13 protein-coding genes are annotated in these 15215 nt (G+C 64.7%); 6 read left to right on the forward strand and 7 right to left on the reverse strand.

Annotated features, from left to right (window positions below; genetic code table 11):
- Nucleotides 1–15: 15 nt before the first annotated feature.
- Complete coding sequence (locus M9M90_RS07225; protein ID WP_254836491.1) at nucleotides 16–1494, reverse strand: hypothetical protein; 1479 nt, start codon at nucleotides 1492–1494, stop codon at nucleotides 16–18.
- Between the two features lie 341 nt (nucleotides 1495–1835).
- Here M9M90_RS07225 and M9M90_RS07230 point away from each other — a divergent pair, with 341 nt between their 5' ends.
- From M9M90_RS07230 to M9M90_RS07240, 3 genes are all read left to right on the forward strand, one after another.
- Complete coding sequence (locus M9M90_RS07230; RefSeq protein ID WP_254836492.1) at nucleotides 1836–2231, forward strand: GtrA family protein; 396 nt, start codon at nucleotides 1836–1838, stop codon at nucleotides 2229–2231.
- Between the two features lie 344 nt (nucleotides 2232–2575).
- On the forward strand, nucleotides 2576–3079 hold the full coding sequence (locus M9M90_RS07235) for a PEPxxWA-CTERM sorting domain-containing protein (RefSeq protein WP_254836493.1): 504 nt from the start codon (nucleotides 2576–2578) through the stop codon (nucleotides 3077–3079).
- Between the two features lie 222 nt (nucleotides 3080–3301).
- Complete coding sequence (locus M9M90_RS07240; protein ID WP_254836494.1) at nucleotides 3302–4246, forward strand: glycosyltransferase family 2 protein; 945 nt, start codon at nucleotides 3302–3304, stop codon at nucleotides 4244–4246.
- Nucleotides 4247–4295: 49 nt separating this feature from the next.
- Here M9M90_RS07240 and M9M90_RS07245 read toward each other — a convergent pair whose 3' ends face one another.
- The gene (locus tag M9M90_RS07245) at nucleotides 4296–4646 is read right to left on the reverse strand and encodes a hypothetical protein (protein ID WP_254836495.1); all 351 of its coding nucleotides are present in this window, start codon (nucleotides 4644–4646) and stop codon (nucleotides 4296–4298) included.
- Between the two features lie 198 nt (nucleotides 4647–4844).
- Here M9M90_RS07245 and welK point away from each other — a divergent pair, with 198 nt between their 5' ends.
- Nucleotides 4845–5927: a beta-1,4-glucuronosyltransferase WelK gene (gene welK, locus M9M90_RS07250; RefSeq protein ID WP_254836496.1), complete on the forward strand. Its 1083-nt coding sequence runs from the start codon at nucleotides 4845–4847 to the stop codon at nucleotides 5925–5927.
- Here welK and M9M90_RS07255 read toward each other — a convergent pair.
- Nucleotides 5922–6842, reverse strand: coding sequence for a glycosyltransferase family 2 protein (locus M9M90_RS07255; protein WP_254836497.1), 921 nt, complete (start codon nucleotides 6840–6842; stop codon nucleotides 5922–5924). The genes welK and M9M90_RS07255 overlap by 6 nt on opposite strands.
- Nucleotides 6843–6844: 2 nt before the next feature.
- Complete coding sequence (locus M9M90_RS07260; RefSeq protein ID WP_254836498.1) at nucleotides 6845–7720, reverse strand: glycosyltransferase family 2 protein; 876 nt, start codon at nucleotides 7718–7720, stop codon at nucleotides 6845–6847.
- Nucleotides 7721–8144: 424 nt separating this feature from the next.
- Here M9M90_RS07260 and M9M90_RS07265 point away from each other — a divergent pair, with 424 nt between their 5' ends.
- On the forward strand, nucleotides 8145–9854 hold the full coding sequence (locus tag M9M90_RS07265; protein ID WP_254836499.1) for an ABC transporter ATP-binding protein: 1710 nt from the start codon (nucleotides 8145–8147) through the stop codon (nucleotides 9852–9854).
- A 188-nt stretch (nucleotides 9855–10042) separates the two neighbouring features.
- Here the strand turns inward: M9M90_RS07265 and M9M90_RS07270 are convergent, their stop codons facing one another.
- Nucleotides 10043–10882: a class I SAM-dependent methyltransferase gene (locus M9M90_RS07270; protein WP_254836500.1), complete on the reverse strand. Its 840-nt coding sequence runs from the start codon at nucleotides 10880–10882 to the stop codon at nucleotides 10043–10045.
- Between the two features lie 150 nt (nucleotides 10883–11032).
- Between M9M90_RS07270 and M9M90_RS07275 the strand changes: the two genes are divergently transcribed.
- The gene (locus M9M90_RS07275) at nucleotides 11033–12151 is read left to right on the forward strand and encodes a glycosyltransferase family A protein (protein ID WP_254836501.1); all 1119 of its coding nucleotides are present in this window, start codon (nucleotides 11033–11035) and stop codon (nucleotides 12149–12151) included.
- Between the two features lie 28 nt (nucleotides 12152–12179).
- On the opposite strand, the gene M9M90_RS07280 is transcribed toward M9M90_RS07275, so the two are convergent.
- Both M9M90_RS07280 and M9M90_RS07285 read right to left on the reverse strand, forming a co-directional pair.
- Nucleotides 12180–13133 carry a glycosyltransferase family 2 protein gene (locus M9M90_RS07280; RefSeq protein WP_254836502.1) on the reverse strand — a complete coding sequence of 318 codons (954 nt, stop codon included), beginning with the start codon at nucleotides 13131–13133 and terminating at the stop codon, nucleotides 12180–12182.
- A gap of 77 nt (nucleotides 13134–13210) precedes the next feature.
- Entirely contained in the window at nucleotides 13211–14710 is a 1500-nt protein-coding gene (locus tag M9M90_RS07285; protein ID WP_254836503.1) for an O-antigen ligase, read from the reverse strand.
- Nucleotides 14711–15215: the final 505 nt, after the last annotated feature.

Below are 15215 nucleotides of genomic sequence, written 5' to 3' on the forward strand. Positions count from 1 at the left end.
GTTTCCTTCGAGTCACTACGGCGCGCGCTGCTTCGGTAGGGCTGAAAGGATCAGGATGAGGGCGGCCACCGGTACGAGCCAGATGACCCGATTCTGGTAGCGATCGTGCACTTCGGACAGAGCGCCGATGGCCAAGGCGTTGGCGCCCGCGCCGGTCGCGGCGATCAGGAGGAAGAGCCAAGCCGGCAGCGTCACGTTTCGTCGCCGGGCAAGGGTCATATAGGCGATCGCGATCACCCCCGCGATGATCCCGAGAACGGTCAGAACACGTGCGGCGCGCAAGGGGAAACGTCCTTGCGATTGCTCGGAGGCGAGATATTGCGCGGCCAGCGGTTCGTCCACTCGGCGCAGCACGCTGGTCACGAAATCCGCTGGGGGATTGTTTGCATCGTCGTCCACCTGAAACGTCGCGAGCTGGCGTATGAAGTTCCATGTGGCGTGCTGAGCGATCTCCATGGGATAGGCCTGCAGCGTGTCGGTGGTGATCTCGTCGGCTTCCGCGACCATCCGCGCACTACCGAGCTGCTTCACCGCGCCCTCAGGGGCCCATAGGAAGAAGTCCGAGATGGAGCCGTTCTGATCGCGCGCATTGAGCTCGTCGAGACGCGTGCACAGGACGTACTGCTTGGTGGGGCATGCGGCCTTGAGGTGTTCCAAGGCCGGACCGTCGCCGATTAGCCGGGCAAGCAGGAACAGCGACGAACTTTCAGAAATGACCGGCTTATTGGCCACCACGAAGTTCGAGCCGACGAGGGCGGCGATCGCGATCGCCAGCGGCGCGACCAGGCCGGCGCCCACAGCCTTGAGGTTGAACTGATCGCGGAACACCAGGCAGATCGCCGCGTGCATTACGATCAAGGCGAGCGCGATGGGGATGTGGCTGAGGTGGACCGCGACCAGGAATGACATGAGGCCAATGTCGAACAGCCTAGCCAGGGTCGAGCGATGCGCCCACGACGCAACGGTTACGAAGGAGGCGACGACGAGCGCGCCGGTGAAGACGTCCGGCATGAGATACGAGGCGTGGATCGGCAAGCTCGAGAACAGCGCGATCGTCGCGCCCAACATGAGGAGCGTCGCGTTTCGCTTAACGCCGAAGAGCGCGAACAGGCGCTTGAGGAGGTAGGCGCAAAGCAGGCCCTGGGCGATCGGCGCCAGATAGAAGGTCGCCCCCGACGCGAACGGCATCAGAAACAGACTGTAGGTGAACGGGCGCAGGAAAAAGGGATTGTCCGAGCTGACATAGCCGGGTTCGCCGGTCTCGGTGGAATGGGCCGCAGCATTCTGAATGACGCTGACATCATGCGCGACCAGTGAATCGAGGGCGACCTTCGCGCGAACGAGATACGTGCTAGTGTCATAGAAGACTAGCGGGAATTTGTTGATGAGAGCTGGCCAGATGAACATGAAAGCGATGGCGATTAGTACCGCGGCGCTAACAATTGCCTCCTGTGTCTTGGTTTTGTATCCAAGTTGAACAGGCAATTCGCTCATCTGTACTTGCTCTGAGTTCGACATTCAATTGACCGGGGGAGCGCGTTTCAATGCGGACGGGCGCGAAATCGAAGTCTAGCGCGTGACTCGTAAAACATTGGTAAGTCCATTGCGGAGCCGTCCTGCCCCAAACCATGAGACGCACGTCTGTCCAGATACGACGATCTCCACCCAATCTCCATCAACTGCGCATAGTGATCCGAGACTGTGTGGCTCGACGCCGGGTTAGTTGTGGTGTTTCTCCGCACGCCACTGGAGCAGGTAGAAGTGACAGTTCGAAGATGAGTGCTCGGAAGATCCTCGAAGTCGTGGCGCATTGGCGGCCGGCCCTCGGTGAGTTCATGCGGTTCGCCGTGATCGGAACGTTCGGGCTGTTCGTCGACATGGCCGCCCTGGCGGTCGCCGTCAATCTTCTCGATCTGAACCTGTACTGGGGCCGCGTCGTCTCCTATCTGACGGCGGCCACCTTCACCTGGGCATGCAACAGGACGTTCACATTCGTCAGGGCCGGTTCCGGCGGGGTGTTCAGGCAATGGCTCACGTTCCTGGCGGTGAACACCATGGGGGGCGCGATCAACTTCACGACCTACGTCATGGTGGTCCGGCGCCTGGGCCCCATGCTCCCTCTGGAACCCACGCTGGCGTGGGTGATTCCCTATCTCGGCGTCGCGCTGGGGTCGATCTCCGGCCTGTGCGTCAACTTCCTGGCCTCGAAGCGACTGGTGTTTCGTCACTGACCGTGTCCGGTCGGCCGGACCTGGTCACGTTCTCCAGAGCATCGAGAAGACATCCCTCTTCAGCGCTTCAGGCGCCACACTTTGACAACAGAACTGCGTGGCGTGGAACACGAAGGCCGGCGCGCCGAAGTGTGCGGGGAGATGTTCGTCAAGACCGCCTCTGGCTGCTATTTGCTCGACATCGTGGACCGCGGGCGTGGATGAGCCCTCGCGACCTGTGACGCAGGCGTCACCAAGCTGGACCGAAACTTGCAGCTAGTCCCGCAATGGGGGAATCAGCCCCCATGTGCGCCAAAAACAGGCGTATACCCTTGGGGTGATCCCAAAACGGGACTCAGCTGGATATGTTCGGGCACAAGACCAACCGCGCTCTCTTTGCATTTCTGCTGCTGGCGGCCGCCTTGCCGGCGCCGGCGATGACACCGGCTTTGCTTTCCGGAAAGCTTGGCCTGATGGCCGCCGTGGCCGAGGGGGCAAGGCTTCCGCTCCAGGTCGGTGTCTGGCGCTACCCGACCTCCAGCGCGCCCACCCTGCTGGGGAATGTGCATCCCGAACCGGCGCTGCTAGGCTGGGTTGAGCCCGAAGCGGCGCCGATCATTTCGGCGGAGACGCTGGCGCTGCCGTCCGACGAGTTGCTCGCGCCGGTAACGCCCGTGAGCCTGCCTAGTTTCCGCACCGTGTTTCCCCTGTTCCCGCCGCCCAGCCAGGGTCAAACCCACTTGACCGGCGGCCTCTCGCCGGTGCCGGAACCCTCGACCTGGATGCTGTTGATCGGCGGCTTCCTGTTTGTGGGCCACGCGTTGCGGACACAGGCTCGCGCCCGGTCCCGCGCCCTCGCTCACGTCTAGGCGACTACCGGCCGGACTCGGCGCCCGAGGCGCCCCTGCGCCCCGAGTCATCATCATTGAGTATTCAACTGTAGACTTGCTTCAGGTATGGATGACCATTCGGATGGTGGGCCCCCACATGGCCATTTTCCATTATCAACCTGGGCGTCGGGGCTGATGCGGCCGCCTGCGCCCTTCGATCTGAGCCCGACGGCGCCCCGGCGCGACGGCCCCGCAGAGGGCGTGGCGGTAGTCACCGTCAATTGGAACGGCTGGCAGCACACCCTGAATTGCCTTGCGGCGCTTCGGCGGACTCGCGGCGTCGCCTGGCATCTGATCATTGTCGACAATGGCTCAACGGACGAGTCGCCGTCGCGGCTCTCCGACCTGGGCGACGATGTGACGACGATTCTGGCGACGACCAACGGCGGCTGGACTGGCGGCAATAATCTCGGCGTCGCCTACGCGCTGAGGTCGGGCTACGAACATCTGCTGCTGCTCAACAACGACGCCTTCGTGGAGCCGGACACTCTCGCCGAGTTCCTGGCCGCCCACGTCCATGAGCCCAGGGCCATCATCGGCGGCGTGCTGATGACGGAAGACGGTCTTTGCCTGGACCAGGCCGGTTGCCGGCCGCATCCTCGGACGGGGGTTCCGCAATGGTTGTCACTGGCCGAGCTTGAACCCTCCCGAAACGGGCTGCTCCACACATCGTCGGTGATCGGCGGTGCGCTGTTCGCACATCGCGAAGTCTTCGAAGCGGTCGGCGCGTTCGACGACGATTTCTATCTCTACTACGACGAGACCGACTGGTGCGCGCGGGCCGCCGCGGTCGGTCACCCGAACTTCGTCGCCGAGCGGGCGGTGCTTCGTCACGTCGGGGCCGCGTCAACCGGGGGATCGCATTCCCCGCTGGTGACCTACTTCCTGACTCGCAACAGCCTGTTGTTCGTGGAGCGGCACAGGACGTTCGCCGAACACCTGGCCCTGGCGCGGGTTATCCTGGGTCGGCTACGACTGGACGCGCAGGCGGCGAAGGGCCGTTGGTGGCCGATCACCCTTCTAACCACGACCGACCCGCAGCTGCGCGCGCAGCTGCGCGGCCTTGCCGACTACATGATGCGCCGGTTTGGCGATTGTCCCGCCAGCGTGCGCCGAATGCAGCGGGCGTGGCGGAGCGTCGGGTGACGAGCCTCGGCGCAGGCGGCCTGGACGCGCGGTGCGCGAACAGGTCGGGTTATCGCTTGGGCGGCGCCGGTTCGGACAGCAAGCCGAAGGCCGATTTCGGCGCGCTCTCAGGCGACGGCTCGACCTGCGGCGCGAAGGGCGATGTCGGGTCGGAGGCCAGCGAATCCCCCGGCCGTTCCGGCGGCGGAGCGTCCTTCGCCGGCGGCGCGTCGAGCGAGGGCTTGCGACTGATCAGATATTCGTTGTTGCCATCCGCTCCCTCAAGGCTCGCCAGTCGACGTGACTCCGCCCCGATGCTCTCCGCTCGGTCGCGCGTCGCGGTCGCGAGGTTCTGAAGATCGGCCTTAGAGCAACTGGCAAGCGCCAGACCGAGCGCCATGATGGTCCAACGAACGTTCATCTCGATTTCGAACTCCTCCGACCCGGCTTGCGACGAGGGATCGTCACCCGCGCCGAGCCGCGCATTGTTTGAAGCCTCCTAGGTGGACCTTCATTCGCAGGCCACAACTTACTAGCATGCGCCTATGTAACGAGTTCTTGAGGCCGGGCCGCTAGATTCGCGGATCAATCGTGGCTTGATAAATCGATGAGAGCACCCTTGGCGACGTCGGCCCCAGAACTGTCGGACGAGGCCGAACTGGCGTTGGCGCGGCCGCTGAAGGTCTGCCTGGCGGCGTCCGGCGGCGGGCACGTCCGGCAGCTGCTAGACCTCGCCCCAGTCTGGTCGGCCTACGACTACTTCTTCCTGACGGAGGAGACGGCGCTGGGCGCGAGCCTCGCCGGCGAGCACCGGACCTATTTCATCCCGCATGTGGCGGTGGGCCAGGCCCGACTCGGCGCGCCGGTCAAGATGGTCGTCAACGCCCTGCGCAGCATCTTCATCTCGGCGGGAATCATCCTGAAAGAGCGTCCCGACGTTGTCATCTCGACCGGCGCGGGCGCGGTGTTCTTCGCCGTCGCCTGGGCCAGGCTGTTCGGCGCGCGCACGGTCGTGGTCGAGTCCTTCGCGCGGTTCGACCGCCCGTCGATCTTCTCCCGGGTCGCCGCCCCCCTGGCCCACGACGTGATCGTGCAGTCGAAGGCTTTGGCCGCCTACTATCCGAAGGCCAAGGTGTTCGATCCCCTGCGCCTTTTGGAAGGCGATCCGCCGCCGAAGAAGCCGCTGCTCTTTGCGACGGTGGGGGCGACCCTGCCGTTCGATCGCCTGGTCGACACGGTGGCCGAGCTGAAGGCCCGGGGCGACATTCCCGAGGAGGTGATCATCCAGACCGGTCTACGGGGACACGCACCCGCCGGCCTGGAGGTGTTCGAGACCCTGCCGTTCGACAAGATCCAGGAGTTGCTGCGCGACGCCTCCATCGTCATCTGCCATGGCGGCACCGGTTCGCTGATCACCGCCTTGCGCCAAGGCTGCAGGGTGATCGCCATGCCGCGTCTGATGGAGAAGGGCGAGCACTATGACAATCATCAGGCCGAGATAACCAGCGCATTCGCGGCCCGCGGGTTGATCGCCGTGGCCAACACCCCCGACGAACTGGCCCAAGCCCTGAAGGACGTACGGGCCCGGCCGCCGGTGCTGGCGACCACCGACCCGGCCGAGTTGATCGCCTACCTCCACGACGTCATGGCGCAAGTGGACGACCGTCGCCGGCCCCGGGCCGCGCCGCGCCTGGCCCTATGAGCCGAACCAGGCCGGCGCCCCGCGGCGGTTGAGGATTCCGGCCCACCACCCCGACAGGCCATAGCCCACCTGGCGCCAGGCGCCTCGCCGCCCGAAGCGCAGGAAGATCAGGACGAGGGAGGCAAGGGCCGCAATGGGCAGGCGCGCCGGGAAGATGTCCCGCGTGGTGAGCATCTTGTTGCGCTCATTGAGATAGATCGGGCCGCGCGGCCGGCGGCGCATGTCGTCATAGGACCCGGTGGTGGTGCCCGCGTAGTGCAGCACCCGCGCGCCCGGCGCGAAGCCCAGGCGCATGCCCAGCTTGCCGCCGCGCAGGCACCACTCGACCTCCTCGCAATAGAGGAAATACTCCTCGCGCATAGGGCCGACGGTCTGCAGGAAGCGGCGGCTCATCATCATCGAGGCGCCGTTCAGGTAGTTCTGCGTCCGCTCGATATCGGCGGGATCGGGGACCAGGTCCAGGGCGCTGCCGTGGCCGATGGATTCCGCCCGCGCCAGCCAGGGCCGCCAGCGGCCGCCATGCGACTGGACTCGCCCGTCGCCGAGATAGATCGTCGAGCCCACGGCCTCGCAGTCGCCCACGGCCAGCCGCGCGACCTGCAGCGCCATGGCCTGCGGCTCGGGATGGGTGTCGGGATTGAGCACCCACCAGGCGTCGGAGTCCGGCGCGAGCGCGATGCAGGCGTTGACCCCACCGGCATAGCCCAGATTGCCAGGCGCCAGGATCGCACGGACGGACCGGCCCTCGCCCAGGGTCGCCGGGATGCCGGCGCGGAGGGTCTCGAAGGCCTCGGGGCCGCCGTTCTCGCAGATGACGACATCGAAATCGGTGTGGGTGGAGCCGGCGAGCGCCTCAAGGCAGCCCTGGATATCCCCGACGTTCCGGAAGCCGACGATGCAGACGGTGACGTGCATGGTCAGGCGGCCCCGCCCAGCAGCCGGAAGGCGTGGCCCAACCGCCAGGCACGCAGCTTGTAGAGGGTGCGCAGGGCCGCCAGGCGCTGGCCGGACGTCGTGAGCTGGTCGCTGGCGAACACCTTCGGCGTGTGCGCCATGGCCGACAGCGGTAGGGCCAGGCTGCGCGCGACCCAGATCAGCCGACCGGCCGGCCGCTCGCGATAGAGGCGGTAGGTCTCGGCGTTCACGCGCCGCCACTTGGCCCACAGCTCGTCCCAGGTGCGTCGCGCAGGATGGCCGACCACGGCGCGCGGGGCGTAGCCGAGCCGCAGGCCCAGGCCCCGGGCGCGGAAGGACCACTCGACATCCTCAGAGACGGCGGCGCGAAAGCCGCCGACCTCGTCGAAGACCGCGCGCGAGCAGAACAGGTTGCCGGCCCCGGTGAAGCCCTTCTTCTCGATATAGGTCTTGAAGTCGAAGGCGAAGACTCGCTCGAAGGCCTCGGCGCCGGACATGGCGGTGAGGTCGTCGACCAGGACGGTGACCCGGCCGCCGATGAAGTCGTAGGCGGGGAGGGCGGCCAGGCCCTCGGCGAGCCAGGCGGGTTCCGGCACGCAGTCGGAATCGGTGAAGGCCAGGATCTCGCCGCGCGCCAGGGCCACGCCGCCGTTGCGCGCGGGTCCGGCGCCCTTTTCCGTCACCACGACCAGCCGCGCGCGGCCGGCGATGACCTCGGCGACCGCGGCCTCGCCCTCGGGCGAATTATTGTCGGCGACGATGATCTCGAAGTCGGCCGCGGGATAGGTCTGTGCCGCCAGCGCGCGCAGGCAGAGGTCGAGACCGGCCAGGTCCCGATAGTGTGGGATGACGACGCTGACCTTGGGGGCGGCGTTCAACAGCGGGCTCCCGAGCATGCGCCCTTCGAGGGACGATATGTCTTCGACCAGTTCAAAGCGTCACCTCCCGACAAAATCGCACTGTCCAATCGTCATCCACCGATTCCGGTTGCGCGACTGCTAAGGGCGTCACCGTTCTCGTGCGAACGAGAACCTATTGGGCCATGAATCACTGGCTTGGCGTCTTGTGTTTCTGCAGGGTCCCAGGCAGGTCGTCGGGCGACGCCCCCCTCCTGGCGACGATTTCGTGGGTCTCGATTAGGCCTTTCATAGTTATTAGCGTGCAACCTCGCGTGTGGACTCGACGCCCGACGGCGCCGGTCAAGGGTCGGAGTAAAGTTGTATGGGCGCGGGCTTGGTAGCTCTCATTAGGCGAATCTACCTTCAGCTCCCTCCTGGTCTGCGTAGGTACCTATTTGGCGTCATGGCGGCCATGTTGCTGGGCGCGCTTCTCGACGTTGCGACGCTGGGCGCGGTGCTGCCGTTCCTGTCCGTGCTCAGCAATCCAGACCGGGCCTGGGAGTATCTTGCGGCGGTCAACCTGCAGCACGCCTTCGGCATGCAGCGCGGAGACGACATCCGAGGCCTGATGGCGCTCGGCTTCATCATCATCGCCGTCTCGGCCGGCGCGGTGCGGCTGATGCTTGCCTGGATCATGAACAGGTTCGCCTTCGCCGTCGCACGCCACCTGTCGGGCGAATTGTTCGGCAAGCTCATCTATCAGGACTACGCCTTCCACATTCGGCACAACAGCAGCACCCTTATTACCAATGTGCATGAGCTCCAGCAGCTCACGAACGGCGTCCTGATCCCCCTGATCCAGGCGACGAGTTCGGTGGTCATCGGCCTGTGCATCGTCAGCGCGCTGATCTACATCAATCCGGTCGTCGCCGGCGTGGCGCTGTTCGGGTTTGGCGGCTGCTACGTGATCATCAGCCTGGTGCTGCGCAAAAAGCTCCGGGAAAATGGCGCGGTCCTTGCCTTGATGAATGCCGAGAAGATCCGCGCGGTCCAGGAAAGCCTGGGCGGCATCCGCGAAGTGCTCCTCGACAACACCCAGCCTTTCTTCCTCGAGACCTTCCGAAACGTCGATCGCAAGGCCGCCAATGCGCTGTCCATGGTGACGTTCTCGTCCACCGCCCCGCGCTACATCCTCGAGTCGCTGGGGATGGTCCTGATCGCGCTCATCTCGCTGTATTTCAACTCTCAGCCCGGCGGTCTGATGAGCGCATTGCCGACCTTGGCGGCGCTGGCGCTCGGGGCCCTACGACTTCTGCCGCTCATGCAGCAGGGATATTCGGCCGTGATTCAGCTCACCGGAAATTGGCGCCGGCTCAGCAACCTGCTCGATCTTCTGGAGATGGCCACGCCGCGCCGCGAGTTGCAGGCGGCGCCCAGCCCGGCGTTTACGTTCGAACGTGAACTGCTCCTCGACGACGTGACCTTCCGCTACATGGCCGACATGCCCCCGGTCCTCGCCGGCGTGTCGCTGCGCATCCCCAAGGGCTCGCGCGTCGGCATCGTTGGCACGACAGGCAGCGGCAAGAGCACGATCACGGACCTGATCATGGGTCTGCTCGCCCCCTCGGGCGGCGCGATCAAGGTCGATGGCGTCGCCCTGACGCCGGGCAACATGAGGGCCTGGCACGAACAGATCGCCCATGTGCCGCAATCGATCTTTCTGGCGGACTCCTCCATCGAGCGGAACATCGCGTTCGGCTGCCCCGACGATGAGATCGACAAGGAACGGGTTCGTGACGCCGCCCGGCAGGCCCAGGTCAGCGCCTTCGTCGAGAGCTTGCCCGACGGCTACGACACCCGCGTGGGCGAGCGCGGGGTGTGGTTGTCCGGCGGCCAACGCCAACGCATCGGCATCGCTCGGGCGCTCTACAAGAACGCCTCGGTTCTGATCCTGGACGAGGCCACCAGCGCGCTCGACAACGCCACCGAGGCGGCGATCATCGAATCGTTGGAGCAGCTCGACCAAAGCCTGACGATCATCATCGTCGCCCACCGGCTGACCACCATCGAGAGCTGCGACACGCTGGTACAGCTGGAGGGCGGGCGGATCACGTTCATCGACCGCCAGCACGCGAAGCTGCCGGCCGGGGCCAAGGCGTCGCGCACGGCCTAGGCTTGGCGCCCGCGTCGTTCGTCGAGCGCGCCTTCGCAGACGCCGTCTGGAAGGCCCTTCCCGGTGAAGGCTTCGGTCACTTTTCCATATTCGGATGGGTGGGTCAGCAGGGTCCGGAAGCTGTCGACCATTTCCTCACGGTCGACTGATATTTTGCCTCGGACGTACCTGTCCTAGCCGCCCAGGCATCAGGGCCGAGACCACAGCGCGAAGACGAAGTGCGAGGAACCCTCATCGCGCAGGGCGGCGTCCTCCGACAACAGTTCGTCGATCACCGGGCTGTCGTCCGCGACCGCCGGTATTACGATCGGCCCCAGAATGTTGATGAACGTCCCGCCGAGAGGCTCGACGCTGACGCTCGGCAGGTTCTTGGCGCAGGCTTGCAGGATGTTCTCGCTCTGCGGGGCTTCGCTGGGGTCGCGGTATCGCTGGCGGAGCTTGCTGAAGAGGGTGGAGTAGGGCACCTCGCGCGATGCGATGCCCCGGTCGTGCATGGCGCGCCTGATGAACGAGTTGGCGCGGCGAACCTCGTCTTTCCGCCACTGCAGGCGGTTGGGGCCGACATAGTCGTTCATCAGGATCACGCCGCCGGGGCGCAGGACAGATACGCTCCAAGCCAGGGCGTCGTCCACATCGCTCATGTGGTGCAGGCTGTGATCCCAATAGACCAGATCATAGCGCGGGGATCGGTCGGCGAACACGTCGCCCTTCCGGAACGTCACCTGATCGGCGAGGCCGAGTTCAGCGGCGCATTGCTCGCCCTTGTCAATGCTAGCCTGGTTGATTTCCCAGAGATCGAAGTGCTTCACTAGGCCGTCGGTGATGAGGGCCATTTCCTTGCTGCCCGTTGCGCATCCGATAGAGACCGCTCGGTCGAAGATCCTTCCGGGGAACTCCTTAGCCAGCCTGATGCGACAGCCCTGGGAATTGAGCGTCGCGGGAACGCCCGACACCGCGACGTTATAATACGCCAAGCACTTGTCGCTGGACCACCAGTTCACCCGACTGGCCGAAGCATCAACTTCCATTTAGCGGTTCCCTAGATGACAGGAGCGTGGCGTGGATCGCCGGGTTCAGGCTGTTATTTGGCGACTTCGGTAGCGCCAATTGACGAATTTGGAGTGAAATCGGCACGGTCGCCAGCGGTCGGCAGTGCGGAATGGAATGCAGCGGCCGTCATGTCCGAGGCGATCCATCAGGCTCCGGCCCACCAAGCCGGCCTGGGCAGAGGCTGGACATGCAAGGCGACCGCGCCGCAGATCATAAGCATGCGGCTACCATTGCCGGTTATGCTAACGCTTTCAATCTGCCTTTGTCTCACTGGAAAGCACTTCAGCAACGTGTCTGAAATTCCTACCGTCTCGGTCGTCGTGCCGCTCTATAACAAGCGTTCGACTGTCGAGCGCACGATCGACTCCGTACTGGCGCAGACCTATGCGGACTTCGAGTTGATTGTTGTCGATGACGGGTCGACCGACGGCGGCGCGGAGCTGGTCGAGGCGAAATACCGCGATCCGAGAGTGCGGGTGCATCGCCAGACGAACGCCGGACCCGGCGCCGCGCGCAACCAAGGCGGGAGGCTGGCCCGCGCAAAGTTCATGACGTTCCTGGACAGCGACGATGAATGGCGCCCGGAGTTGCTCGAACGTGCGGTGGCCGCCCTGGAGGCCCACCCCGAGTGCGCGGTGTTCACGTCGGCGTTCTACCTGGAGCCGGCGCATGTTGATCGCTGGGTGGAACTTCGGACGGCCGGCTACACGGAGGGGGCTTGGCGGGCGAGTTCGGCCATGTCGCAGCACGAGCTGGATCACTGTCTCGCTGCGTTTCACTCTTGCAGCGCGGTCTATCGAAGCGAGGTCGTCGCCGCCCATGGCGGCTTCTACGAAAATCGCTGCACCTTCGGCGAAGATGTCTACTTCTGGATCCAGATCCTGTTGAACCACGCCTTCTACCGGCACATGCAGCCGCTGGCGCACTACCACATGGAGGACTCGGAGTTGGGCCTGAGCGCCCGCAAGGGGTCGGTGCCGCTGGAGCCGGTTCTAACCGACCCCGAAAAGGTACGCGCCGCCTGTCCGCCGGAGTTCCGCAACGTGCTCGAACTCTGGCTCGCGCGCCACGCTCTCCGCGCGGCCTTCGCGCAACTCGAGCGCGGAGACGCCGCGAAGGCGGCCTGGCTGATCGAAGCGTATCCGAAGGCGAGCGCCTGGCGGTTGGATTATCTCAAGATCCGGCTTCGCATGGCGGCGCCCGGGCCGTGGAAGGTCGCGCGCAGGATCTGGCGCGCGGCGTCATAGGGTGCCGAAGGGCCTGAAGCGCTCGACCCTACATCGCGATCTTCGCCGGCCTCGGCCGAAACCTGTTGCGAAGGCCGAGAGCCTGAGACGCCGCTAGCCGCGCCCAGGTGCGCCAGTCGCCGGGCGCCATTCGTATTGATCGCCGCAGGACCCGGCGCCCAAGTCGGGGATTGCCCAGCTTGCTGATCCACCAACCGACCTTGCTCAGGCGGGCCCCGATCACCTGGCTCTCCACCTCGTAGTTACGCATCAATTTCAAAGCGAGCCGAAGCTGCGAGCGGGCGCCGCGCCGCCCCAGCAGGGAGATGCTGTCAGACTGCAGATAGGTCATGACCAGCGGCTCATCCAGGAAGACAGTCTTGGTCTTGTAGATCAGCGATATCCCGTAGTCCCAGTCCTCGCAGTTCACGAGGTTCTCATCAAAGAACCCGACGGCGTTCAAGGCTCCTCGCGAGATGAGCAGGGTCTGGGGGCTTACCAGGTTCCCGCGGTGAATTTCGTGGATCAGGATCTCACGCGACGCCGCATGCGGCAGTTCGGGGATGCAGACGATCCTGTTCGTCTTGAACTCGCCGACGCCGCCGCTGATGTACATCACCTTGGTGTGGAAGACGGTCACGGGATCCTCGGGGTCGCCAACCGCCCTTGCGGCCCCCAGAGTGCGCTCCAGTTTGTCGGCGAGCCATTCGTCGTCGCTGTCCTGGAAGGCGATGTAGTCGCCCTTCGCTATCCTCATGCCTTCATTGCGGGCCCGGCTGGCGCCGCCGTTCTTGGCAAGACGGACATAGCGGACGCGAGGATCGGCGATCGTCGCGACCAAGGTCTCGGTATCGTCGGTCGAGGCGTCGTCAACGATGATGAGTTCGATGCGGCTGTAGCTCTGATGAAGGACGCTGTTGACCGCGCGCACCAGTGTACGGGCGCGGTTGTAGGTGGGCAGAACGACGCTGACCAAGCCTTCGGTTTCGGGTGGGCGTTCCATGGGTGGTTTCCTAGGCGGGCTCATGGCGCGGTTAGCGGCCAGACCGGGTCGAAGTGGGGTCGATCCAGGGTTTGGCCCTAGCCCGTCGGCTTGGCGGCCGCGGCCTTCGAGGCGGACGCCTTGGTCAGCCGATAGACCAGCGCCATGATCATCCCCATCATCAAGTAGATGAGCGGATGGTTATCCTGCTGGCTGAACACCGACTTGATCACGAAGAAGACCCCCAGCGAGATGCTGAGCGGCACGAGGTATTGAGCCTCCGAATCCACGTCCTCCTCCTGCAAGAGAATCTTCTGCGCCGCCAGCCAGCCCATGTAGAGGATCAAGCCGTAGTAGAGAATGAATCCGATAACGCCATACTCCAGGGCGATCAGGAGATAGTAGTTGTCGATGGTGCCGAAGGCGCCGCTGAAATAACCTAGCGTGTCGCTCCCTTGTCCCGGCCCATAGCCAATGGGGTTGGCCAGTATCTTGGGAATGCCCATCGAGATCTGATCGGCCCGCGCATCGTTGCTGCTCTGCTGTGAGCCATCGCCCCAGACGAGTATCTCGATGCGACGGACGAAGAAGGTCGCGCTGACCAGCAACACAAAGAACGCAGGGTAGGCGAGGACGATGGCCGGCCCCACCAGGTCAGCCCTCAGCCGGCGCCAGCGCAGCATGCCCCAGATCCCGACGTAGAGGAGGACCGAAATCAGCATCCCGACCATGCCCAGCCTGGCGTCCGTCGAGTCGATGACCCGGAAGAAGATCGGCAAGGACACGATGGCGGCGAGGCGAACGATCAGTCGATAGTTTCCGAACACATAATGAAGCAGGAACGGCGTCATGAGCGCCAGATACTCGGCCAAGCCCAGGGACGTCGTGAACGTCGTCTTCACGCGGTACATGCCCGAGGCGGTGCGGTAGCTGCCTTGGAGCATGCCCTCTGCGTCGGCGATTTTGAGGAAGCTGGGAATGTGGCCCTGCCACAGCACCTTCTGGATGGCGCCTTCCCAAAGGCCCATGCCGCAGATGATCATCGCCATGACCCAGAGCAGGGCGATATAGCGCGTGACGCTGCCTGGCCGGACGAAGACGTAGCAACTCACCAGGAAGATCGCGGTCCAGTTGGTTTGCGCGACGATGAACTTCTGAATGGACGCGGCCACGTCCTTCGATAGGGCGATCGTGAGGAACTGGATCGCTACGAAGACGGCGAGCATCTTCCACACTGCCGGCGCGACATTGAGGACGTCGCCGAGGTCCTGCCGGAACGCCTTGGACGTCGACAGCGAAATCATCAGCAGCAAGGTCATCGGAATGCCGGTCAGCCGGAGCAGGGTGATCCAGGGCAGTCCGGGAAGCGCGATGGCCAGGTAGTTGGGCCAGAGGATCAGGCAGACGAAGAACGCACCATATAGCCGTTGCATCGTTGCGGTCGGCGCTCGCTCCAGGTCGGGCAACGCCCAGATCACGATGAGCGCCAGCATGAACACCGGCGTTAGGAAGAGCATGATCAGGTAGGGCGTCGTGAGTGCGTAGAAAAAGCCGTAGACCAAAAAGAATAAGGCCAGCGGGATCATGGCGGCCGGCATGATCCACCGGCGCCATCCCCAGGCCGGCGCCGCGTAGGGCTTTATCACGACGGGTGGATTCGTCGTCCTTGGCCTCGGCGCGCCCGTCATCCCTTGCGACTCCTGTTCATACGCCCGCACCCGCACAGGGCCGAGAGGTCGTGTCGACCCTAACTATGCGCTCAATCCCTTATTAGCGGTTGAAGGCGGCGCGAGGGAGGCGAAACCTCCAGTCTGGCTCGTGCTTGTCGGGCGGCCGATTGTTCCCGCCCCCGGTACGGGCCGCCCAGCGTTCGTCGCGCCTGGCGCGTGAAATCGTTCTGGCGTGTCCAGGGGCCTATGCATAGGGTCGCGCCGCGTCGGCCCCGCGGCGGGTCTTCCAGCGGCGGGCGCATTCGTCCAAGTGTGGGGGGTGCGATGGCTCGCCGCATGCAGGCGACAACCAGGGGACCAGCATGACGCCTCGACACCCTTCCAAGCTGTTCGCGTGGCTGGCGCTGGCCGTCCTAATCCCTGCTGTGGTGCT

Source organism: Phenylobacterium sp. LH3H17, assembly GCF_024298925.1.
Classification (GTDB): Bacteria; Pseudomonadota; Alphaproteobacteria; order Caulobacterales; family Caulobacteraceae; genus Phenylobacterium.